We start from the raw sequence: 20,656 nt of genomic DNA, 5'->3' as shown, positions 1-20,656 counted from the left end.
CCTCCTCATCTTTGGCTCCCGCAAGATTCCCGAACTTTAAGCTCTGTATGAAAATAAACATCCTTGTCACATGTATCCCCCTGAGCGGTCGCAATACTAATTAAGCATTCTGCTGCTTTTTTCCCCATCGCAAACCCTGGCTGGGCAATGGTTGTAAGCGCAGGCTCATACACATCGGCAAACGAAACATCATCAAATGTGATCAGTGCGAGATCATCAGGTAAGCGCATACCTTCGTTTTTAAAATAAGAAAGCGCCTCCATTAAAATCAGATCATTTCCTACCAATAGCGCTGTCGGCGGGAACTCCGAAGCAAATACGTACTGGAGCGTCGTTTTAACATCTGTAACCGGGACATGATAGAGATGAATAGGTTCCTTGGAAAGGCCAAAGTCACGCAACCCATCCTGAAATCCATACACCCTTTCTTGCCGTGTACTAATACTTAGCGGAGGCGTAATCATCCCTATGGCTTGGTGTCCAAGATTTGCAAAATGAGCCACTGCTTTATAAGCTCCTTGATAGTTGTTTAATACAATGGTGGGAATGGAAACCCTTTCAATCTTTCGATCTAAAAAGACAACCGGAATCTTTCGGTCGACAAGGTCCTGATATAATTCAAGATTTTCACCCGTAGGAATCATAATTAACCCGTCCGTTTGTTTGGCAATAAGCATATGAATATATGTTTGCTCTTTAAACAGATCATCATCCGAATTACACACAACGACATGATAACCGTTCTCATGACAATAATCTTCAATCGCTCGAATCACCATCGTTGAGTACCGATGCATAATATTTGAGACGATCACGCCAATCGTAAATGTCCGTTTTTGTTTTAAACTTCGTGCCACAACATTCGGCTCATAATTTAAAGCCGTTATGGCCTGCTCAATCTTTTCTTTCGTCTTTGAACCCATATATTCATAACGGTGATTCAAATATTGAGAGACCGTACTCTTAGAAACTCCCGCTAATGCTGCTACGTCTTTCATCGTTACTTTTTTAATTGTCATCACCCATTAGCCATAAATCGTTTTAGTAAATCGGTTTATACCTTCATTTTATTGAAAGCGGATACATAATTCAATAGGAAAATTCCTCTTGAATTATAGAAAATTGCGCTGGGCTACAAAAAACAAAATATCGTATATTTTTGAACATTGTTTTTTTTAATCATTCATTTTAAGATAGAAACACAAGATATAGATTTACAAATTAGGGGGATTGTATGAAACAAAAAAAATGGATTTCCTCGCTCAGTGCAATTGGGTTAATGTCAGTACTAACCGTCGGATGCAATGATGGTGAGAGTCCCGATAACGATGAAAGCGAGGAGTCAGACGAGGATATAAATGAAAATATAGATGAAACCAATGGTGAAGGCGGCGAATCGTTTAGTATGAACATCTACCATACGAACGACCTTCACAGCCAGACAGCGATGTTTCCACAAATGATCACCACATTAAATGAAGCAAAGGATGAACATGGGGAAGGTCTCCTGCTTGATGCTGGTGATGTGTTCTCCGGCACGCTTTACTTTAATGAATTCCATGGCCAAGATGCCATAGAGTTTATGAACATGATGGAATACGATGGATTTGTGCCGGGTAACCACGAATTTGACCTCGGAGATGAGGAAGAGGGACACCCAGAATTGGTCGAATTCTTCGAAGCTGCTGAATTTCCCATTCTCGCAGCAAATATGGATTTTTCTGCAGATGACGGTTTAGACGAGTTGACTGAGGAAGGGATTAGTGATGAAGCTGAAGAAGGCATGATCTACGATGGAAAAGTCCTAGAACATGACGGCGAACAAATAGGTATCTTCGGACTCAACACTGAAGATACGGCAAATATCTCCAGCCCTGCCGATGTAGAATTTAACGACTACGTTGACACCGCACAGAACATGGTTGACCAATTTGAAGCCGAAGGCATCAACAAAGTTATCGCCTTAACACACCTTGGCTATGACAGTGATCCGAGCGTTGGCAATGACCTTCTACTCGCCGAACAAGTAGAAGGAATTGATGTGATTATTGGCGGTCACAGTCACACCGAAATCGATCCGCCAACCGTTGTTACAGAGAATGAAGATGGTGAAGAAATGAATCCTACCGTTGTGGGTCAAGCCGGGGAGTATGGACAAAATATTGGGTGGATGAATGTAACCTTTGATGCAAACGGCGTTGTCGTTGATTCCGACGGTGAACTTCTTGCAACGGAAGACCGGGAACCAGACCCTGATGCCCAAGAAATGCTTGAGCCTTATACGGAAGAGATTGAGGAGCTACAAAACGAAGAAGTCGGTGCGAATGTTATCAATGAGCTACCTAACCCACGTCACGGTGACGGCGATGAGGAGAGCGTTCGTGCCAATGAAACAGCACTTGGAAATTTAATCACTGACGCCCAACTAGAGGCCGCGCAGGAAACTGATGAAGACACAATTATGGCATTGCAAAACGGCGGAGGGATTCGTGAATCGATTGAACCGGGTGAAGCGACGGTTGGAGAACTCATCGAAGTGCAGCCATTCGGGAACCGCCTCACGCTTCTTGAATTATCTGGTGAAGAATTGATCGAAGCCTTTGAAACAAGTGTGTACAACAGCCCAGAAGAAAACGGCGGCTTTCTTCATATCTCCTCCGGGACCCGTCTAACATACGACAGCAGTGAAGATCCCGGGGAACGTGTTGTATCTCTTGAAGTCGAAGATAACGGGGAATATGAGAGCATTCAAGAAGATGAAATGTACACAGTAGCCACAAACCACTTTACGGCTACCGGCGGCGATGATCTCCAAGTGTTTGCCAATGCTTACGATGACGGCCGCGGAACAATCGTCGGCTCTACAGATTGGGAAATGCTTCGCGACTATATGGTGGACCTTGAGGAAGTTGATTACGAAGTCGAAGGCCGCATTGAGGACTTAGACTCTGACAATGAAGAATAAAACGATGATAACCCCGGTACCGCTTGGCGAGACCGGGGTTATTTTAATTACTTTAAAGTTTAGAACATATGAGTGCTGTGACCGGGTTGCAGGCGAGCATTTGGATCTATATGAGCTTTCGCATTACTTACAGCTATAGGGGCTTCCCCAAAACCCGTCGCAATCAGTTTTATTTTGCCATCATAAGAATTAATATCTCCTACCGCATAGATGCCTTTGATATTTGTTTCCATACGGGAATTCACGAGAATAGAATTCCTTGTCGTATCGAGCCCCCAAGTCTTAATAGGGCCCAAAGAGGATATAAAACCATAATTGACAATAACGTTGTCTACGTTCACAATTTTTTGGTCAGTGCCTTTCACTTCTTGGAGTACGGCTTGTTCAATTTTTTCACCGTTCCCGCGTAGTTCGCTCACTTCAAATGGAGTGTGCATCTTGACCGGTGATGACTGCAATTCTGAAATGCTGTGTTCATGGGCACGAAATTTATCGCGGCGATGCGTAAGCGTAACATTCGCGTCGTTAGCGAGCATCAGCGTCCAATCAACCGCTGAGTCTCCACCTCCGCAAATAAGCACGTTTTTATTTTTGAAAGCCCCAAGATCATCGACAAAGTAATGAAGGTTTTTACCTTCATATTGAGCCGCTTCTTCAATTTTTAGCTTTCGCGGCTGAAAAGCCCCCACACCGGCAGCGATGATAATCGTTCGAGAGTAATGAGTTTCTTTATCGGTCTCGATCCGAAATGTTTCATCGTTTCGTTTATGAACCTTTTCGACAGACTGATCGAGTACAACGGTTTGTTCAAACATCTGCATTTGCTCTACAAGATTGTCTACAAGTTCTTGTGCCCGAACTTTTGGGTACCCGGCAACATCGTAAATATGTTTCTCGGGATAGAGGGCAGAAAGTTGGCCACCCAGCTGCGGCATGCTCTCTATTATTTTCACTTTCGCCTGGCGCATTCCACCGTAAAAAGCGGTGAACAACCCAGCCGGCCCTCCGCCGATAATGGTTATATCATAAAGATCAATGGAACTATCCTCCACTAACCTTCACCTCCAATCCTAGATTCTTAATTACAATAAAATGGCTAAGTACAAACAGTATTCTATAGATCTGATTAGCAGGTTAAGCCATCGGTTATCCCATTAGTTTAAACGTTCAAGCTTGTACCGAGATCTCATTCGTTTGATTTCATATTTATGCTATTGATCCCAGTGATAGCTAATACTTTATCCGGAGATCCGGGTAGCCTCCTGTAACAGGTGTAGCGTGGAGATGTGCCCAGAGTATTCAGGTATTAACTATTAGAAGTAAGTAGCCTAAACTTTATGATTCGTCTTCTTCGTGCAGATCCTCAATGGAATCAATATCCATATATTCCGGAACGACAATACCGGTTTGTGTTTCTGTTGAATTCGGACCGAGGTCTTCAAACTCCCCATCGTATTCATCGTAAATCGGTTGTTGATTCGGCAGCCATGAAGCAAACATGGCGTCTGCGCTATCGGAAGCCAAGCCGGCATACATAGCGTTAATGGTCACCTCGTTTAAGGTTGGCTCATATCCGAGATCTTGGAGCATAACACGAACCATATTGGTGGCTGCTTCGGCATCTGCCCAATTTTCAAGAATAAGTTCAACCTCTTCTCCATTTCCTTCGTCAACACCTTCTGTCCATTCTTCTACCCGTTCGGGATGTTCTCCAAGCCACTCACGCGCTGCATCTTCAGCTTCCATCCCTTCCAGTTCCATTAATTCCATCACTTGCTGTTGTTCTTCTAATTCAAATTGAAACTGGTCGAACAACTGATAAGGTCCGGGGAGATCCTCGGAAAGGCCATTACGTACTAACGTATGAACATCGTTCTCTGCTGTACTGATTTCATCAGGATCTTCAAGAAATTTGAGGTTATATGAAGTGAATTTCCAATGCGGTTCCCAGCCGGCCACAATAACTGGCTCTTCATTCTCAACGGCTTGATCTAATTCCTGGACCATTGCCCCCTCCGAACTGCTGACTAAATCCCATTCATCCAAGTCATAATGGTTCAATGCATCTTCTATATCTGTCATCATGACTGAACCAGGATCGATGCCGATGATCTCATAATCTACTTGTTCTCCGATACTTTCTTCGCTGTTAGCATCCGCGCTTTCATCTCCTGAGCTCTCACTGCAAGCCGTGAGTCCAGACATTAATCCGATCGATACAAAACCAATCATTACATTATTTTTAGTCATGAAAAAAACCTCCATTAGATAGCATGATCTGGGTGTGGGTTAGGTGCATGCATAGAAAATTTCAGGAAAAAGATCAAGATTATTTATACAGCGTAATGTTTCCATCTTCAATGAATAATTTATATTCTCGGAGTTTTTGCTTATCATTTGCCAGCATACGTCCGTGATTCTTAATATCGAATTCTCTTCCATGCCAGGGGCAGCGTAAGATGTTTCCTTCGTTTTTGTAGTTGTATTCCCCAACATAATCCGTCGGCTCAGGAGCACCGCATAACTTGCCTTTGCTTAAGGGAGCCCCTTGATGAGGACAGAGATTGGTAAATGCATGAAACTCCCCATCTGCAGCGCGGCAGATGACGATAGGACGGCCATCAAACTCTGCTTCCATCATCTCACCCGGCGGGATATCTTCTGTTTGTGCGATTACTTTCTGCATTGTAGGACTCTCTCTCCTTGTCTATCGAAGTTTTGGGTAAAACTGACGAGCATTTTCGGAAAAGATTTTCGTTTTGAGATCCTCATCGAGTCGTGGCGGCAATGCTCGTTCAGGAGAATCGTAATCCCAATGAGGGTAGTCGGTTGAAAAAGAGATGAGCTCATCGCTGCCCATTTGATCAATCATTTGCATAAGTTCCCATTTTTTAAGCTCTTCCAGGGGTTGTGTTGTAAAACATAGATGGTCCCGGATAATATCGCTTGGCATTCGTTTAACCCATGGCACTTCGTGACGCAAATCTTTGTATTGTTGATCCATCTTTTTCATGAGAAACGGGGCGTACGTAAACCCTCCTTCGATCATCATGAGCTTCAACCCAGGAAACTTGTCAAAAACTCCTGAAAAAACCATATTCGTCACTTGATTCATATGGGCCGTTGGAATTAATGTGTGCCACTCGATAAAATATTTCGGCCATTTCCCAAAATGAACGGGAGGTTCGTTATGATGCATACCGATCATAAGTTGATGTTTTTCGGCTGCTTCAAAAATAGGATGGTAATAGGGGTCTCCCCAAAGAATATCATCGATGGGTAAAAGAACCTGAACCATCTTTGGATGGCTTCCCACTCGTTCAATCTCACGAGCAGCAGCGGCTGGTTCCTGTGCGGCGATGTGTACAGACCCGTAAAGACGAGAATCTTTTTCCAGCCAGTGATCCAGTTGCCAATCGTTATATGCACTCGCGAGTGCTGTTGCCATCTCATACCACCCATGCATGGATGATGGGGAAGGATCAAGGGCTCCAGTTAGAATGCCGTACTCGTGGCCATGACTGTCAAGAAGCTGTTCTTGCATGAACCCTAAATCTGAACCGGCCGGTCTACCATCTGGGACACGGGCATCAGCACGGTCCACACCGGCAACTGCCGGCTGGGTATACGGCATATGCTTCTCTTGGATCCAATGACAATCGGTGATATACCTTTTCCAAGGTTGCTCGAGGTAGGGTAATAGCTCCTGATAACTTACTCGTTCATGTATATCGGTGTCTATGAGACTCATATGATTATGACACTCCCCTTTCAATTGCTAACCTCCATAACCTATCATAGGTTGTTATATATGAACAAATGGACTGAGAGATAAAAGAATGAGATCAGCTCCGTCAGTGACGTTCAGTGAGCTTCAGTGAACTTCAGTGATAGAATTTCATATTATATATATAAAATAATTTAAACATATAAAATTCATTATATAAAATTGCATTTGTGCGTGTTCAAAAAGAAGGACAAAAAGAGCCGAAAAGATCGAGAAGACGTAGCTTCGATCACCGGAGCATATGTTTTAATAGGTGAGGAGCGTAGAAGCAAGACGACAAAGAGATACGAAAGCTATTTTTCCCGGACTTTTTGAACAAGGGTGTTTTTACCCAACTCCTCGAAAAGGGGTATTTCAGAATTTTCCGATTATAGACATCGGCCATTATACCTCATAGAACGGGTGCTACTTATTTTATTTAAGCACCCCTTACTCACCTTTCCAATAACTTTTCTATGCTTTAAAGGTTCGCTTCATATTCTTTGACCCTTCGGAAACAAGGCCCGTCATGCGGTCACGGTTTCGAGTAAACCAATATTTATCTTTCGTGAAATCATGAATTATTTATCCGAACATCGCATCGTGGTCCCGGGATACAGTTTTATACAGGATGATGCGCTAAAACCTATGGATATTGGCAGTGTGTTGCATTATGTAAATCATCATTGTTCATTTATTGAAGCATTTGATCACATTTTAGGGCGTTATGCGAAACAAACGAGGGAAGATCGGGTTCTTGTTGCCTGCCTTATTGCTTGGGGACCAACATGGGACTGGGAAGAATGGGCGAATTTCTGATGTTGGTTACTCTTTGCTGGCGGCTACGTCCGATAACTTTATTCGTTTAGAAACCCTTAAAGAAGCAGAAGCAAATGACCGCATCAGTAATGCGAGCACCAATTTGCCGATCTTTCACCATTATGATATCTTCGACGAATTCATTCATTCCAGTAGCGATGGGCAGAAATGTGAAACACAAATTAATACGATTAATGCACGTTACTCACCCAAATATTAAGGAATTGACTCAGGTTATTCCGGTTGAATAATTCGCAACTCTTCTTATCATTAGATATACTTTAATACTTGGCGGAATATTTTTTAACCGAGGTTTTATATTAAGAAAAAATTTAGCACCACAACGGGTTTTGATGGAGCTATTGCTGCACTTTTAGTTGTATTTATTTATGCAATTATTAGCTTAATTTAAACAGTAATGTTCCCTATATTATATACAAAGATATAGAGACAATCGTTAAATTTTACCAATTAAACAAAGGAAGGTTTTGCATGAAATGGACTGAGTGCTAAATTGCATATTATACCTTTTAGATATTAGTCCCTTTTATATAGAATCAATGTATGTACTGCTTATCGCAGGGATAGGGGGGGTGTGAAAAAAATAACCAACTTTTCACTGTCCAGTAATTATGAGATTATACATTTAAGAGCAATAATAAAGGGAGGGGTTTCATGAAATGGTTTGTGTTGGGTTTTTTTATATTTTTTGGTGTAGTAATTTTAGATAGTATATTATACTTCTTAGGTATTGGACCTCAATATTTCGAAACAAATTATGTCTTTTTGATTATTGGGGTAGGTCATATAGTACATGGTATAATATTGTTCCGAGTCGATAGAGAATATAAAAGTGCCATAATTATGTCTTTTAGCTTGGGTCTTTTGATCCTTGGTTTGATGATATTGACTTTCATATCATAATCAAAGACATGTACCCCCAAAGGAGTTGGGAGAACATATCTCCTTCGGGGATAAGATCAATGATATTTTCACCTTTATTCCTTTATTGAGAGGATACCCAATAAGACCACGAACGGTTAACGTCGCCGGCTATCGTCTCGACAAACATGCTCATGATAATACCCGTATCGCCAACATTAGCATTGTTAACGGCTGCTGCTCCGAGAGCCATCGCTCCTTCTGCTACACCAGTAGCAATTGTTGCTGGCCATCCTGCACGAGCTACTATGGTTGCTAGAAAGCCACTTCCACCAATATATGCCCCGGTTGAAAGCAAATTCCCAAATCTTTCAGCATCACAGCTGTCGAGGTAAACATGAATCCTGGAATAGCCAGTTCCTGTGAATTCGTTTGTATTGAGCCACCACTATCGCTCAGTTTTAATAAACCACTGGTAGATGTTGAAAAAGATTCAATAGACGTTTTTGGACACTTATCTAAGGGACCGTATCATATACAAGCGACAGTATTTTTCTCGTAAAACTTTTGTATATCTCAATAGATGGTACTTCTCTACTGCCACAACCAGTTTCTTACACAGGGTATCCCCTAGGATCCACCAAAGTATTTTAGATCTGGTCGTATTGTTATTAGAGGTATTCCCGGAAATGAATAAGGGGTATACGCTCCATTAGGCTAGGAACCCATTTTCATGATAGATGGTGGCGGCATGGTCTTGGCCGCCGTGGGTGTTTCTTATCTTTTAACAATAACTCCACCGATAATATAGATTACCGGTGGAGTTTTACAATGAACATGTATTTTGTGACGTGTTGACGTCCTCCAATGACTCACTATACTTAATTCAAAGTATACGCTCTTGCGTATTTGAGTTGTTAAGGATATGTCCAATTCGATTTCAGCTGCTCATCAGCTCTACATTCGCCCATATCACGACTAGGCGGTTTCTAAAATTCCAAGTACAAAAAATACAATTACACCAATTAGATACCACTTTAGATTCTTTTTTTCTTGATGTTCAGTAGTATTTCGTTGGATAAACCAATGCAAAAATAAAATTATTCCCCCGATAAAATAACCAGTCCCTAATGATATTAAAGGTTTTTGTGTTAAGTTCGAAAAAGCTATTATAGCGGAATGTAAGCAGATAATGATATACAGTACTAGGGATATATTTCTAATTAATTTTAAAGTTTTCAATCTCAGAACCCTTTCTACCCGAAATGTTATTTTAAAAGCGTTTATCATATTTATGTATATACTACCTCAAAAGAGGTAGCATAAAACCCATCAAAATTCCTTAGCATTGAGAAGAAACGGCATAGGGATAGTACCGTACTGGATTGGTTGGTGTGGGAAGGTTTTCAAAAAGGCTAATTACTACCCCACAATCATGACGACCAACGTGATCTAAATACCACCTTCCTAATGAAGCAAGTGCGAAAACAGGAATTGAAACATAAGCTGGTATAAGACGTGCAAGAACTCTAGAAAGCATAGCCGTAAGACCACTGCCTTGAGCAATCCTACCGGCACCATCTAGCCAACTTTGAATGTCGGTCCAGGTACAACTATTTAGATATACTTGATTGTTATCTTCATCAAAATATTCTGAGCCAGTACATGATTGTTGTACGTTAATAGATGCATTAGCAATAAGACTATTTCCTTCATCAATTATTTCTTGGTATTTATTAATTAGATCTTCTGAAACACCATCTGCTCTAGCTGCATCACTATCAAAAGTAAAATCAGCTTCAACTGGTGATTCATCCAATCCAGAAATATATTGAGCCATCTCATCTGCTTCATCCAATTGTTGATTCCAGTCTTTTGTTTCACTATCAGTCATTAATGACAATGAGCTTTGGAGGTAAATGAGTAGAAGTGTTGCCTCCCCAGCGATCCCATCAACCTGAATATTGTTGTTAGATTGGAACTCACGAACCCCATCTTCTGTTCCATCACCAAAAATACCATCGATGGAGACATCAATATCATTCTCAACTAATCCTTGTTGGACTGCACGAACAACGCTAGCAAAGATTGTTCCACTGTCACCGTTTTGAACTTGGGATATATTTAGCGCTTTATCTAATGTGTCAAAAGTGACAGGACCTGCTATACCATCGACTTGAATACTATTGTGTGTTTGAAATGTCTCAATAGCATTTTGACTCTCCGCCCCAAATTCTCCATCTGCCCCATATTCTGGAAGAGAAATGGTAAATTGCATAAGAGCTCGTTGCAACATTTCAACACCACGACCGGATTCTCCTATTCGATAATCATTTACACTAATTAGCCGAGCATTTGTATTAGGGCCTGCGATTCCATCCACCACTAGATCACTATGCTTACTTTGGAAGTCAATTACTGCTTCTTCGGTCTCTTCTCCAAACATTCCGTCTGCGCCATAACCATCAAGCTGACTTCCATCATCTCTAATTAGTTGGCGTTGAAGCGTTTGAACGTCATTTCCAGTATCACCTAAACGTAATGTTGGCATTTTACATCCATCCTTTTCATTTATTTATAGATGCAAGACTAGAAAAGTATTTTTTCTCTGCATCTACCTCTTAAAGAAAAATAAACGGACTTTTTACAACCACTTTGATTAGATTTTTTTATTTTTGATATCTTCTTCTAACCGTTTCTTAAATGTCCAAAAGGATATGGGCTCCATTTCATTTGTGATTTTGATCAAACGAGTACTGATATCCTGCCTAAGATCTTCGCGTTCCTGTGGAGGTGTAGCCTTTAACCCAAGACGAATGCGTGGCTCCATATCTTTTAGTACCTCCAGAATTAAAGCGTTTTTATCCATATTGCTTTCGCCTTCTCGAAGTAGCCCTTCTTTTTGTCTTGGAAACATTTTGAGGTGCACAGCTAAACTTTTCGGAAATTTGATGATCATTGAATTGAAAAAAGGTATATAAGTGCATCACATTTTTTCGTATATCACTAAAAGATTGATACGTCTGGTTCATACTTTTGGTTGGTAAAAGGTCAGGGACCTCTTGAACAATGGCATCATCCAATGAAATCTCTGCTGAAGGAATGAGATCCCCCCGCATGGATGATTCGTCGTCTTCGGCATTTATCGATTGATCCAAGGTAAGCATCCATCGATGATTTCGTTTGGATTGGTCATAAGTGTTGGCGTAAAAACAGGTCAACGTATTGATATAGTGCATCATGTGAACTTTTAAATAGTAAACCTCGAATTTTTCGATCTAATACCTCCGATGCCCATAAATCGTTCTGTTCAATGGCGAGTCTTAATCCGATATGCGATTTCGTTATACGATATAACAATTACGCTTATAACCCCCGTTTAACGGAGATTTATGTAATGATCAAAGAAAACTCCGAGAAATGTGGGGAAGTATAGTGTTTATTTTATTGTTTTTGTTGGGCTTTTTAGCCAGTGTTTACGGAATAATTGTTGGGGCCGGAGGCGGCTTTATCTTTGTACCGATGCTGTTATTTTTCTTTGATATTTCTCCACAAGTAGCTGCTGGAACCGGTTTAGCCATTGTTTTTCTAAATAGTGTTTCCGCGCTATATGTATATTTTAAGCAACAAAGAGTCCTCGTTCACAAAGGTACACAGTTTGCCATAGCAGCGATTCCAGGAACCTTCGTGGGCAGCTGGCTTGTCAATCATGTGTCCGAGGAGGTTTTTCATTACGGTTTGGCCACTCTGCTTGTAGGGCTTGGATTATTTTTAGCAATGAAAAAGCCTTCAGTGGGTACAGAAAAAGAAGCGGCGGCAATAATAGAAGGAAATAGAGTATTCGTTACGTTCATCATTGGATTGCTGCTCGGAATTGTTTCCTCCTTCTTCGGGATCGGTGGCGGCTGGCTGCTTGTACCAATCATGATTTACCTTTTTCGTATCGACCCTTACAAAGCGACTGCAACGTCTATCTTTGCTTTATCGATTTACTCTTTTGCAGGTGTAATCCCCCCGATGTTAAATGGCGACATTGCTTGGAATATCTTGGTTTGGAGTGGGATCGGAGTGTGCGTCGGGGCACAGGTAGGTGCCTTGATTTCAAAAAAATTAAAGGCATCATCTATCACAAGGATGTTAGCGTTACTTGTCATCGTCATTGCTGTATTATTAGTAGTATGAGAAAGTGGACTCCACTGGAGGAACAGACATGAACATTAAACTCTTAGAATTGTTTTGTTTAATTGTAGAAGAGGGAAGTATCAGCGGCGCAGCCAGACGTGCATATCAATCACAACCATCAGTGACAAAAAGCATCCGTTACTTAGAGGATGAATATGGCGCGCTCCTTTTTCATCGTGAAAAAGGGCAGATTTCTTTGACCGAAGTAGGGCATACACTCTACCCACACGCGAAAGCGATTTTATCGGAATATAAGAATTCAGTAGAAGCCGTTCGGTATCAAAACGAGAAAATACAATCGCAATTAAAAATTGGAGCTTCATTTACAATCGGAGAATATTTGCTTCCATCCGTGATTAGTAAATATAAGAAGCAAAAAGATGATCAATTACAATTATTCATTAATAATACTCCCCGTATTTTAGAGATGTTGGAAGAGAATGTGATTGACCTCGCCTTCGTTGAAGGCGAAGTAACGGGTGAGGCGTTCAATCAGCGTGCAATTGCCAATGACGAGATTGTTTTGTTTGTAAGCCCTTCGGATCCTTGGGCCGATCGAACCCATATACTTACAAGTGATCTTAAAAATCATAAACTTATTTCCAGAGAAAAAGATTCTGGAACGAGAAAGATTATTCAAGAGCACCTCGCTAACCATCGAATCAGCCCTATCTCACCTTACCTTGAGTTAAGCACGACACAAGCGGTAAAAAGTGCTGTACAATCTGGATTAGGATACGGATTTGCTTCTCGATTCGCAGTTGAGCAAGAAATCAAGAATCATCTTTTAGTGCATGTACCAGTTGCTGATCTAAAAATAAGCAGACCCCTTTGGAGTGTCACGAAACCTTTACGTTTTGAAAAACCAGCGATCGAGACGTTTTTACGCATGACGAAGGATATGCTCGGAAGGGACGAAAGATCATAAAAAACAATGGGGAGGTTACACACCCATCTGGTTGTTCCAACTATTTATGCCTAAAAGCCAAACTACCGTGAAAAAACAAGCTCCAGTTGTCCAACGTCAACTGGAGTATCTTTCAACAATTCCTAAGAACAACTTCCCGATATTCAACAATGCCTCTTCATCAAAGTTAAACCGCGGATGATGGTGTGGGAAATGTGTATTTTTATCATCCGTTCGACCACCGACATGGAAGAAAACGCCTGGACGTTCTTCCAAATAAAAGGCAAAGTCTTCTCCACCAAGAGTTGCCGGCATCGAAACTGGGGCCTTCTCTCCTAACGCATCGACTGCAATTTCTCCTAGCACATTCGTTTCCTCTACATGATTCACAAGCGGAGGATAACCATTCAAATAATCAACGGTGCAGCTTACGTGGGTGGATTCCTCTACGCCTTTTACAATCGCACGGATTTCATCCTCGATTTGTTGGCGGGTTCCCTTGTTAAATGTACGAACGGTCCCTTCGATTTTCGCAGAGTCCGCTATTACATTAAACGCTGTCCCTGCCTGGAAAACACCCACGGTAACTACCGCAGTATCCATCGGATCAACCCGCCTTGACACAATCTGTTGCAGTTCTGTAACCAATTGTGTACCAGCCACGACCGCATCCTTCGTATTGTGCGGCCGTGCCCCGTGGCCGCCCTTGCCTTGAACGTGAATCGTAAACGCATCCACGGCTGCCATGATAGGACCATCCGTCACATTAACTTGCCCGAGCGGAATATCGGAAGCCACATGAGCACCGAAAATATGATCTACCCCTTCCAGACAGCCATCTTTAATCATTTCTTGTGCACCGCCGGGCGGCAGCTCTTCAGCATGTTGGAAAAGAAAAACAATCGTCCCGTGAATTTCGCTTTCCTTTTCTGCCAAGGTCGTCGCTACGCCGAGCAATGCCGCGGCATGTCCATCATGGCCGCAAGCATGCATAACACCAGGGTTTTGAGATTTATAGGAGATATCATTTTCTTCTTCAATCGGAAGTGCATCAAAATCGGCACGTAAAGCGATCTTTTTGCCGGGCTTTTCCCCGTGCAAGTATGCTGCAACGCCTCGGCCTCCGACATTTCGCTTCACTTCCAGCCCTAACCTTTCCAGCTTCTCCGCGATAAAAACCGGTGTATCCACTTCTTGAAAAGAAAGCTCCGGATACGTATGCAAATGACGTCTCCACTGCACGATGTCTGAATATACAGCTTCAAGCTTACTCGTATCAGCAACTGTCATGTAAATTCTCTCCCTTTATGATTCCTGGTTTCAGCTACATAAAATATATTCATAAAATGTTTCTCTATCTTCGTTATGTTAAACCCTGCTTGCTGCACTCGTTGTAGCGTATGTCGATTCAAATGGCAGCCATCAAACAAGCGCTTCCATACAGGAGTAGCCAAATCCTGTATTCGGCCGAGCAGTGATCGATCCACTCGAACATGCTCAAAAAATAACACTCTTCCGTTCCGCTTACAAACTCGTCGAACCTCTTGTAAGGCCCGATCAGGATCAGCAATGGTACAAAAAACGAGCGTTGCCACAACCGTATCGAATTGGTCATCGGCAAAAGGCAACCGTTCTCCATCAGCTATAATGACTTCAATAGGAACATTCACTTTTTTTGCTTTTTCCATCGATTTTTCCCTCATCATCGGATCAGCTTCGATAGCCATCACTTGATCGGCCTGGTCATAATAGGAAAAGTTAACGCCCGTTCCTGAACCAATTTCAAGCACATGTCCCTCTGCCTTCTCCAATAAATTTCGGCGAATATTCCCAAACTTTAATTTTTCCATTGGTTTCATCAATGAATCGTAGACTTTAGGAAATCGGTTCAACGCCACCTTTCACCACCCTATTTTCTTTCTTACCCGTTCCAGATCAAAACGAATCGCATCTTTTTCTACGCATCATTTGGTGATAGAATTCTCTTTATAATAATTGGAGGTCTTTTTTGTGCAAATTTATCGTCGGGATCATGTTATATTTTTAGCTTCTGTCTTTTGTTTCTGGCTTGCCACATATATTTACGTTCCCATTTTTAGCTTATATCTAGAACACATTCAGTTCCCTTACGGAACCATTGGAGTGATCCTTGGCAGCTACGGCGTGATGCAGATCCTTCTTCGTTTTCCGTTGGGGATTTTATCCGATCGCCTCAAACACTTACGGAAAAGCTTCTACGTTAGCGGATTTGTGATTGCCGCCATTAGCGGCCTTATTCTTGTCTTTTTTGAATCCTTTACAATGGTCTTGATTGGGCGCCTGCTTTCGGGTATAACTGCGGCCATGTGGGTAATGGCAACCATTATGTACACGCAATACTTTAATTCCGAAAATTCCGGAAGAGCCATGGGCGGTATGCAGTTCCTCACTGTCATGCCTCAATTTGCCAGTATGATCACCGCAGGATTCCTTGTAGAATCCTTGGGTTGGTTGTTTCCATTCTGGGTTGGTATAATGGTATCAATCATTGGCCTGTTATTATCCCTCTGCATAAAAGTCGTTCCAAGTAATGACAGTGAAGATGAAAGGCTGTCGTTCAAACAGTATATTATTGAAACGCTGAAAATCAAAGGCTTAATTCCGGTCAGTATGATCTCCTTACTTACTCATTCGCTCCTATTTATGTCCATCTTTGGCTTTACTCCTAACCTGGCAGCATCCTTAGGGATTGGTGAACAAGAAATGATATGGCTCATGACAGCGTTTTTCATCCCTCATGCTGCAGCGTCCTTATTCGTTGCTTTTTATAAATTGGCACACAAGAGCCAACTTCGCATCATGTTTTTAAGTCTATTGATCGCCGGGACCGGTCTTATTAGCTTAAGCCTATTACATGCAATCATCGGATTGGCACTAGGTTTTGTATTGCCGATCTGTCTTTCTCAAGCGGCCACACTTTCGCCAACATCTCTTAAAACTTCAGTCATGGGATTTTTTCAATCATTTTATGCACTTGGAATCTTCATCAGCCCTCTCATCGCAGGAAGGATCGCTGACTGGTTCTACTTAACAACTGTGTTCATCCTGGCTGGCGTTACTTCTTTGTTCGCATTATTGATTGTTTTCTTTACACTTGTTGCAAAGCAAGGAAAATATCACGAACATTCGACTCATCATGTTTCACAGTAAAGTTACAAGGATAAACCATTTTTAATTAAACGTTTGATTAATCGTTAATGACAGAATCTCGAAAATTTGTTACCGTTTTTGAAACATTAACATGAAAGAAGGGATCATCATGACAGAACTTCAACGGCCTCCTTTTCGTGCTGACCACGTGGGCAGTTTATTGCGTTCCGAACGGATCAAAGAGGCGCGTTCACAATATGAAAATGACGAGATAACCGCAGACAAACTGCGTAGCATTGAAGACGAAGAAATCACCCGTATTGTGGAAAAGCAAAAAGAAGTCGGGCTTGAAGCCGTTACAGATGGGGAGTTTCGCCGAGGCTGGTGGCATTTTGATTTTCTGGAAAACCTTAATGGTGTCGAAGGTTACGATACAGACAGCGGAATTCAATTTCAGGAAAAACAAACGAAATCCCGTGCGATAAAAGTGACAGACAAACTTAGCTTTTCCGACCATCCCATGTTGAAGGATTTTGCGTTCCTTAAAAAAGTAGCAGGAAATCACACGGCGAAAATGACGATTCCAAGCCCAAGTATGCTGCATTTCCGAGGTGAAATTGAACCAAGCGTATATAGCGAGAACGAAACTTTTTTTCATGACTTGGCTGCTACGTACAAAAAAGCGATCCAAGCTTTTTATGATGCTGGATGCCGTTACCTGCAGCTCGATGACACTTCCTGGGCTTATTTTTGTTCAGATGAACAGCTGGAACAAATTCGGGGACGTGGACAGGATCCAGAAGAACTGAAATCATGGTACGCGAAAACCATTAATGAAGCCATTGCTGATTGCCCGGCGGATATGAACATTACAATGCACATTTGCCGCGGTAACTTTCGCTCGACCTGGATTTCTTCTGGCGGCTATGAGCCTGTAGCGGAAATATTGTTTAATGGATTGAACGTGGATGGATTTTTCCTCGAATATGATAGCGATCGTGCTGGCGGCTTTGAACCACTTCGATTCGTAAAACGGAAAGATCTACAAATTGTGCTCGGCTTGATTACCTCAAAATTTGGGGAATTAGAAGATCCAGACGATGTAAAAAATCGTATTGAAGAAGCCTCTCAATTTGTTAACCTCAACCAGTTAAATATAAGTCCGCAGTGTGGATTTGCTTCTACAGAAGAAGGAAACTTACTGACCGAAGAACAGCAATGGGCAAAGCTGCAACATGTAACGACCATTGCTGGAGACATTTGGTAATCATAGTGAAAAAAGGAGCACTTCAAAAATATTTGCCCCGGTGAAAGTATTTTCGCCAAATTCCTAGCCGTAGCACCGAATCGTCGTGCCGTGCGCTGAATTCTCGGGTGATGGCGCCGAAATACTAGGTCCTCCCACCGAAAAGAAGGAAAGACGCATCGAATGCAGAAGCTGCCCTTTTGAGGCAGCCCCTTTTTTCCTTACAATATATGCTCTTAAGTTGTTCTGATCGTTTCTTTATTAGCGGGGAAGGTACCAACGCCTTGGCGGCAACAATAGCTGCCTTCACCAACCTACATTAAATGATACGCTAACATCTTTTTGTTTTTCTTTCGGAATCACCATCATAACGCTTTTATGGATGATCTGTAGGACTTTTTGCATCGCTTCTGCCTGAGAGTATGCCCTTCGGTGATTCAAAATGTCTGTCATCATGCCCTTCCAAATCAAAAGAGTCACTTCTGAAAGATATAGCACATCATCTTCGTGTAACATCCCTTCATCAACCGCTTGCTGCACATATATCGAACTTCGTTTTGAAGGGATTTAGAAGGATACCTATATAAAAAAACCGTTACCAAAAACAAATCAGTTTTCGGCAACGGTTTTTTCAATCGATTAATCTTCCGGTCGTGGGCCTGGATCCACATCAGAGTTCGTTACTGTCATCACTGGTTTTACTGTAAGATCAGAATACACTCGGTTCTGACATGAAAGTCGAGCACCTGAATCTTTTAATCCTTTTTTATCAAGTATAGCGGCCTCTGGTTCTTCCATAGTGCCTAAATCTCCCTCGATAACCTCACAGCGGCAAGTCGTGCACTTCGCGTTACCGCCACAGCGGTGGAGAATATCCACATCGTTATCTTCTAAGGCGAGAACTAGTTTTTTTCCTTCATCAACTTCGAACGAACCTTTTCCTTCAACAGTAACTGTTGGCATTTTCATAACTCCCTTTTTATATGAGATTTGTTTTGAAAGATTATGTAAATCTTAACATTTTTAATGCAAAATCACTAGTAATGCAGGATTTTTGAATGATACGTAGAATATAATTCTCTGATAAACCCTAACAATAGTGGAAGGATGAAATCGTTGATCATTACTAAAAAACGTACGGCTCCTTTGCAATTGACGGTGCTTGAAGCCCTTTTACCTAGAATTCCTGATAATCACCCTCTCCATGAGCAGATCCGGAATGATAAGGGAAAGTGGTAGGCTGGATATGCCGGAGAACGAAATCTGGATTATTTTTTAACTTACTTGCCTGACAATAGGCAATACTGGATTCTTCATAACCTTCGCCTTCTTGGAAGGAATCGTCTCTGTTTCCAAATCGATACAGTTATTTTGACTTCCTATTACGTGCTCATTCTTGAAATAAAAAATTACGCCGGCAAGGTTCATTTTGATGATATGGGACAAGTCACCCGCACGTATGAGGGTTATACAGAGGGGTTCCCCAATCCACTTGAACAAGCAAGGCGTCAAAACCTTCAGTTAAAACGCTTCCTCTTCGATTATAATCTCCCCGCCGTTCCCATCCTTGACCTTGTCATTTTTAGCAAACCGACAACAATCATTTCTACTTCTGACAAAATAAAAAAACATAAAATATTACGGGCCGAAAACCTTCCTCAACATATCAGGCATTTAAATGAACATTTTACCACGAATCATCTTACCCATGTAGAAATGTCCAGGCTCGCAGATACCCTTAAGCGCAACCACACTCCCTTTTATCGTCCCCTTCTCGAAACATACGATCTCAAATTAAGCGAACTAAAAACAGGTGTCCATTGCCCCAAATGCAAAGCGCTTCCTATGAGACGGCCTCTCCACTCGCAATCTTGGATATGTCCACGTTGCTATCATAAAGACAGACACGCTCACCTTAAAAGTTTACGGGACTATGCTCTTATAGCCAGACCTTCCCAACTTGGGCCGAGAACTCCCCAACTCCGCACGGGGATCCCTCTGCGGCCAGAAATTCCCAGCTTCGCACTCACTCCCCTCCTTGGGCCGCAAAAACAAATTCGAACTCCTCAACATTTTTTGAAAAGGCCCCTCATAATCCTTCTTCCTCTCCAGCACAGAAAACCCCTCACCTGCCAAGTAAGGGGCATCATTCATTCTATTCTTCTGCAACAAATTCACGTTTTGCAAGCTCCTGCTCATAGACATACAGCGCATTTGCATCATCTTTTATGCGGTTCAGATAATCAATATGAGTATCGAACATCGCTTCTTCTTCCACTTGCTCATCGAGGAACCAGTTCAAGAACGACAGGGTTTGGTGCTCCCTTTCATCCCAAGCTAAATCAGACAAGTGATAGAAGTTTTTCGTCACCTGTCTTTCTTGAGCCAGCCCGGCTTCGAAAGTATCTAATAATGATTCAAAATCTTTTCTAGGTTCTTTAATGGCAGCAAAAACAGCTCTCTGTCCACGGTCATTTAAGAAGTTATAGATTTTCATTCCATGATAACGTTCTTCTTTTGCCTGTTGAAAATAAAAGTTTGCAAATCCATCGTAGCTTTTGTAATTGCAATAGGCAGCCATCGCCATGTATTCATGGGCAGCCTGAAACTCATTATTCATTTGGTCGTTCAATGCTTTACTGATTTTATCTGATAGCATCTGCAACATCCTTTCACTATGTTTAATAACCCATACCCTGATTTAATTAGAAATACTCTGCTTTTTTTGCTAAAATAACTTTGAAGGGAGCTGGCTATAAA

The 20,656-nt window shown here is 41.9% G+C and carries 20 protein-coding genes and 2 pseudogenes; 8 read left to right on the top strand and 14 right to left on the bottom strand.

Annotation, left to right across the window (positions count from 1 at the left end; translation table 11 throughout):
• Window positions 1–5: 5 nt before the first annotated feature.
• Complete coding sequence (locus HNR44_RS09625) at window positions 6–1,019, bottom strand: LacI family DNA-binding transcriptional regulator (protein WP_184403919.1); 1,014 nt, start codon at window positions 1,017–1,019, stop codon at window positions 6–8.
• Window positions 1,020–1,234: 215 nt separating this feature from the next.
• On the opposite strand from HNR44_RS09625, the gene HNR44_RS09620 reads away from it, so the two are divergent.
• Entirely contained in the window at window positions 1,235–2,965 is a 1,731-nt protein-coding gene (locus HNR44_RS09620; RefSeq protein WP_221434265.1) for a bifunctional metallophosphatase/5'-nucleotidase, read from the top strand.
• A gap of 59 nt (window positions 2,966–3,024) precedes the next feature.
• Here HNR44_RS09620 and HNR44_RS09615 read toward each other — a convergent pair whose 3' ends face one another.
• The 4 genes from HNR44_RS09615 to HNR44_RS09600 form a co-directional block, all read right to left on the bottom strand.
• Complete coding sequence (locus HNR44_RS09615; RefSeq protein WP_184403918.1) at window positions 3,025–4,017, bottom strand: FAD-dependent oxidoreductase; 993 nt, start codon at window positions 4,015–4,017, stop codon at window positions 3,025–3,027.
• A gap of 283 nt (window positions 4,018–4,300) precedes the next feature.
• Complete coding sequence (locus HNR44_RS09610) at window positions 4,301–5,215, bottom strand: glycine betaine ABC transporter substrate-binding protein (protein WP_184403917.1); 915 nt, start codon at window positions 5,213–5,215, stop codon at window positions 4,301–4,303.
• Window positions 5,216–5,294: 79 nt separating this feature from the next.
• Entirely contained in the window at window positions 5,295–5,651 is a 357-nt protein-coding gene (locus tag HNR44_RS09605; RefSeq protein WP_184403916.1) for a Rieske (2Fe-2S) protein, read from the bottom strand.
• Window positions 5,652–5,672: 21 nt separating this feature from the next.
• A complete protein-coding gene (locus HNR44_RS09600; protein ID WP_184403915.1) occupies window positions 5,673–6,716 on the bottom strand; it encodes an amidohydrolase family protein in 1,044 nt (347 codons plus the stop codon).
• Between the two features lie 648 nt (window positions 6,717–7,364).
• Here HNR44_RS09600 and HNR44_RS09590 point away from each other — a divergent pair.
• Window positions 7,365–7,767: pseudogene (locus HNR44_RS09590) on the top strand (Tn3 family transposase); the annotation flags it as partial.
• A 458-nt stretch (window positions 7,768–8,225) separates the two neighbouring features.
• Window positions 8,226–8,474 (top strand): hypothetical protein, encoded by a 249-nt coding sequence (locus tag HNR44_RS09585; RefSeq protein ID WP_184403914.1) that lies wholly within the window; start codon window positions 8,226–8,228, stop codon window positions 8,472–8,474.
• Window positions 8,475–8,556: 82 nt separating this feature from the next.
• On the opposite strand, the gene HNR44_RS09580 is transcribed toward HNR44_RS09585, so the two are convergent.
• The 4 genes from HNR44_RS09580 to HNR44_RS09565 all read right to left on the bottom strand — a co-directional run bounded on the left by HNR44_RS09580 (window position 8,557) and on the right by HNR44_RS09565 (window position 11,590).
• Window positions 8,557–8,790, bottom strand: a complete 234-nt coding sequence (locus tag HNR44_RS09580; protein WP_184403913.1) for a hypothetical protein — start codon at window positions 8,788–8,790, stop codon at window positions 8,557–8,559.
• Between the two features lie 984 nt (window positions 8,791–9,774).
• Window positions 9,775–10,983: a peptidoglycan-binding domain-containing protein gene (locus HNR44_RS09575; protein WP_184403912.1), complete on the bottom strand. Its 1,209-nt coding sequence runs from the start codon at window positions 10,981–10,983 to the stop codon at window positions 9,775–9,777.
• A 108-nt stretch (window positions 10,984–11,091) separates the two neighbouring features.
• Window positions 11,092–11,301 (bottom strand): hypothetical protein, encoded by a 210-nt coding sequence (locus HNR44_RS09570; RefSeq protein ID WP_184403911.1) that lies wholly within the window; start codon window positions 11,299–11,301, stop codon window positions 11,092–11,094.
• Window positions 11,294–11,590 (bottom strand): hypothetical protein, encoded by a 297-nt coding sequence (locus HNR44_RS09565; RefSeq protein ID WP_184403910.1) that lies wholly within the window; start codon window positions 11,588–11,590, stop codon window positions 11,294–11,296. The genes HNR44_RS09570 and HNR44_RS09565 overlap by 8 nt, the downstream gene beginning before the upstream one ends.
• A gap of 277 nt (window positions 11,591–11,867) precedes the next feature.
• Between HNR44_RS09565 and HNR44_RS09560 the strand changes: the two genes are divergently transcribed.
• The gene (locus tag HNR44_RS09560) at window positions 11,868–12,614 is read left to right on the top strand and encodes a TSUP family transporter (protein ID WP_184403909.1); all 747 of its coding nucleotides are present in this window, start codon (window positions 11,868–11,870) and stop codon (window positions 12,612–12,614) included.
• Between the two features lie 28 nt (window positions 12,615–12,642).
• Window positions 12,643–13,542, top strand: coding sequence for a LysR substrate-binding domain-containing protein (locus HNR44_RS09555; protein ID WP_184403908.1), 900 nt, complete (start codon window positions 12,643–12,645; stop codon window positions 13,540–13,542).
• A gap of 96 nt (window positions 13,543–13,638) precedes the next feature.
• Here the strand turns inward: HNR44_RS09555 and HNR44_RS09550 are convergent, their stop codons facing one another.
• Window positions 13,639–14,811, bottom strand: a complete 1,173-nt coding sequence (locus HNR44_RS09550) for an amidohydrolase (RefSeq protein ID WP_184403907.1) — start codon at window positions 14,809–14,811, stop codon at window positions 13,639–13,641.
• Complete coding sequence (locus tag HNR44_RS09545; RefSeq protein WP_343069447.1) at window positions 14,808–15,419, bottom strand: class I SAM-dependent methyltransferase; 612 nt, start codon at window positions 15,417–15,419, stop codon at window positions 14,808–14,810. The genes HNR44_RS09550 and HNR44_RS09545 overlap by 4 nt, the downstream gene beginning before the upstream one ends.
• 112 nt (window positions 15,420–15,531) lie before the next feature.
• Here HNR44_RS09545 and HNR44_RS09540 point away from each other — a divergent pair, with 112 nt between their 5' ends.
• Together HNR44_RS09540 and HNR44_RS09535 are read left to right on the top strand one after the other, a co-directional pair.
• Complete coding sequence (locus HNR44_RS09540) at window positions 15,532–16,710, top strand: MFS transporter (protein ID WP_184403906.1); 1,179 nt, start codon at window positions 15,532–15,534, stop codon at window positions 16,708–16,710.
• Window positions 16,711–16,819: 109 nt separating this feature from the next.
• Window positions 16,820–17,917 carry a 5-methyltetrahydropteroyltriglutamate--homocysteine S-methyltransferase gene (locus tag HNR44_RS09535; RefSeq protein ID WP_246407228.1) on the top strand — a complete coding sequence of 366 codons (1,098 nt, stop codon included), beginning with the start codon at window positions 16,820–16,822 and terminating at the stop codon, window positions 17,915–17,917.
• A 285-nt stretch (window positions 17,918–18,202) separates the two neighbouring features.
• Here the strand turns inward: HNR44_RS09535 and HNR44_RS09530 are convergent, their stop codons facing one another.
• The gene (locus HNR44_RS09530; protein WP_184403904.1) at window positions 18,203–18,436 is read right to left on the bottom strand and encodes a hypothetical protein; all 234 of its coding nucleotides are present in this window, start codon (window positions 18,434–18,436) and stop codon (window positions 18,203–18,205) included.
• A gap of 99 nt (window positions 18,437–18,535) precedes the next feature.
• Window positions 18,536–18,859 carry a 2Fe-2S iron-sulfur cluster-binding protein gene (locus HNR44_RS09525; protein WP_184403903.1) on the bottom strand — a complete coding sequence of 108 codons (324 nt, stop codon included), beginning with the start codon at window positions 18,857–18,859 and terminating at the stop codon, window positions 18,536–18,538.
• 288 nt (window positions 18,860–19,147) lie between these two features.
• On the opposite strand from HNR44_RS09525, the pseudogene HNR44_RS18070 reads away from it, so the two are divergent.
• Window positions 19,148–19,471: pseudogene (locus HNR44_RS18070) on the top strand (nuclease-related domain-containing protein); the annotation flags it as partial.
• A gap of 580 nt (window positions 19,472–20,051) precedes the next feature.
• On the opposite strand, the gene HNR44_RS09515 reads toward HNR44_RS18070, so the two are convergent.
• Window positions 20,052–20,555 carry a ferritin gene (locus tag HNR44_RS09515; protein WP_184403902.1) on the bottom strand — a complete coding sequence of 168 codons (504 nt, stop codon included), beginning with the start codon at window positions 20,553–20,555 and terminating at the stop codon, window positions 20,052–20,054.
• Window positions 20,556–20,656: the final 101 nt, after the last annotated feature.

Origin of the sequence: Geomicrobium halophilum, assembly GCF_014207655.1 — a bacterium.
GTDB lineage: Bacteria > Bacillota > Bacilli > Bacillales > Marinococcaceae > Geomicrobium > Geomicrobium halophilum.
This window is presented reverse-complemented; position numbering and strand designations above follow the sequence as displayed.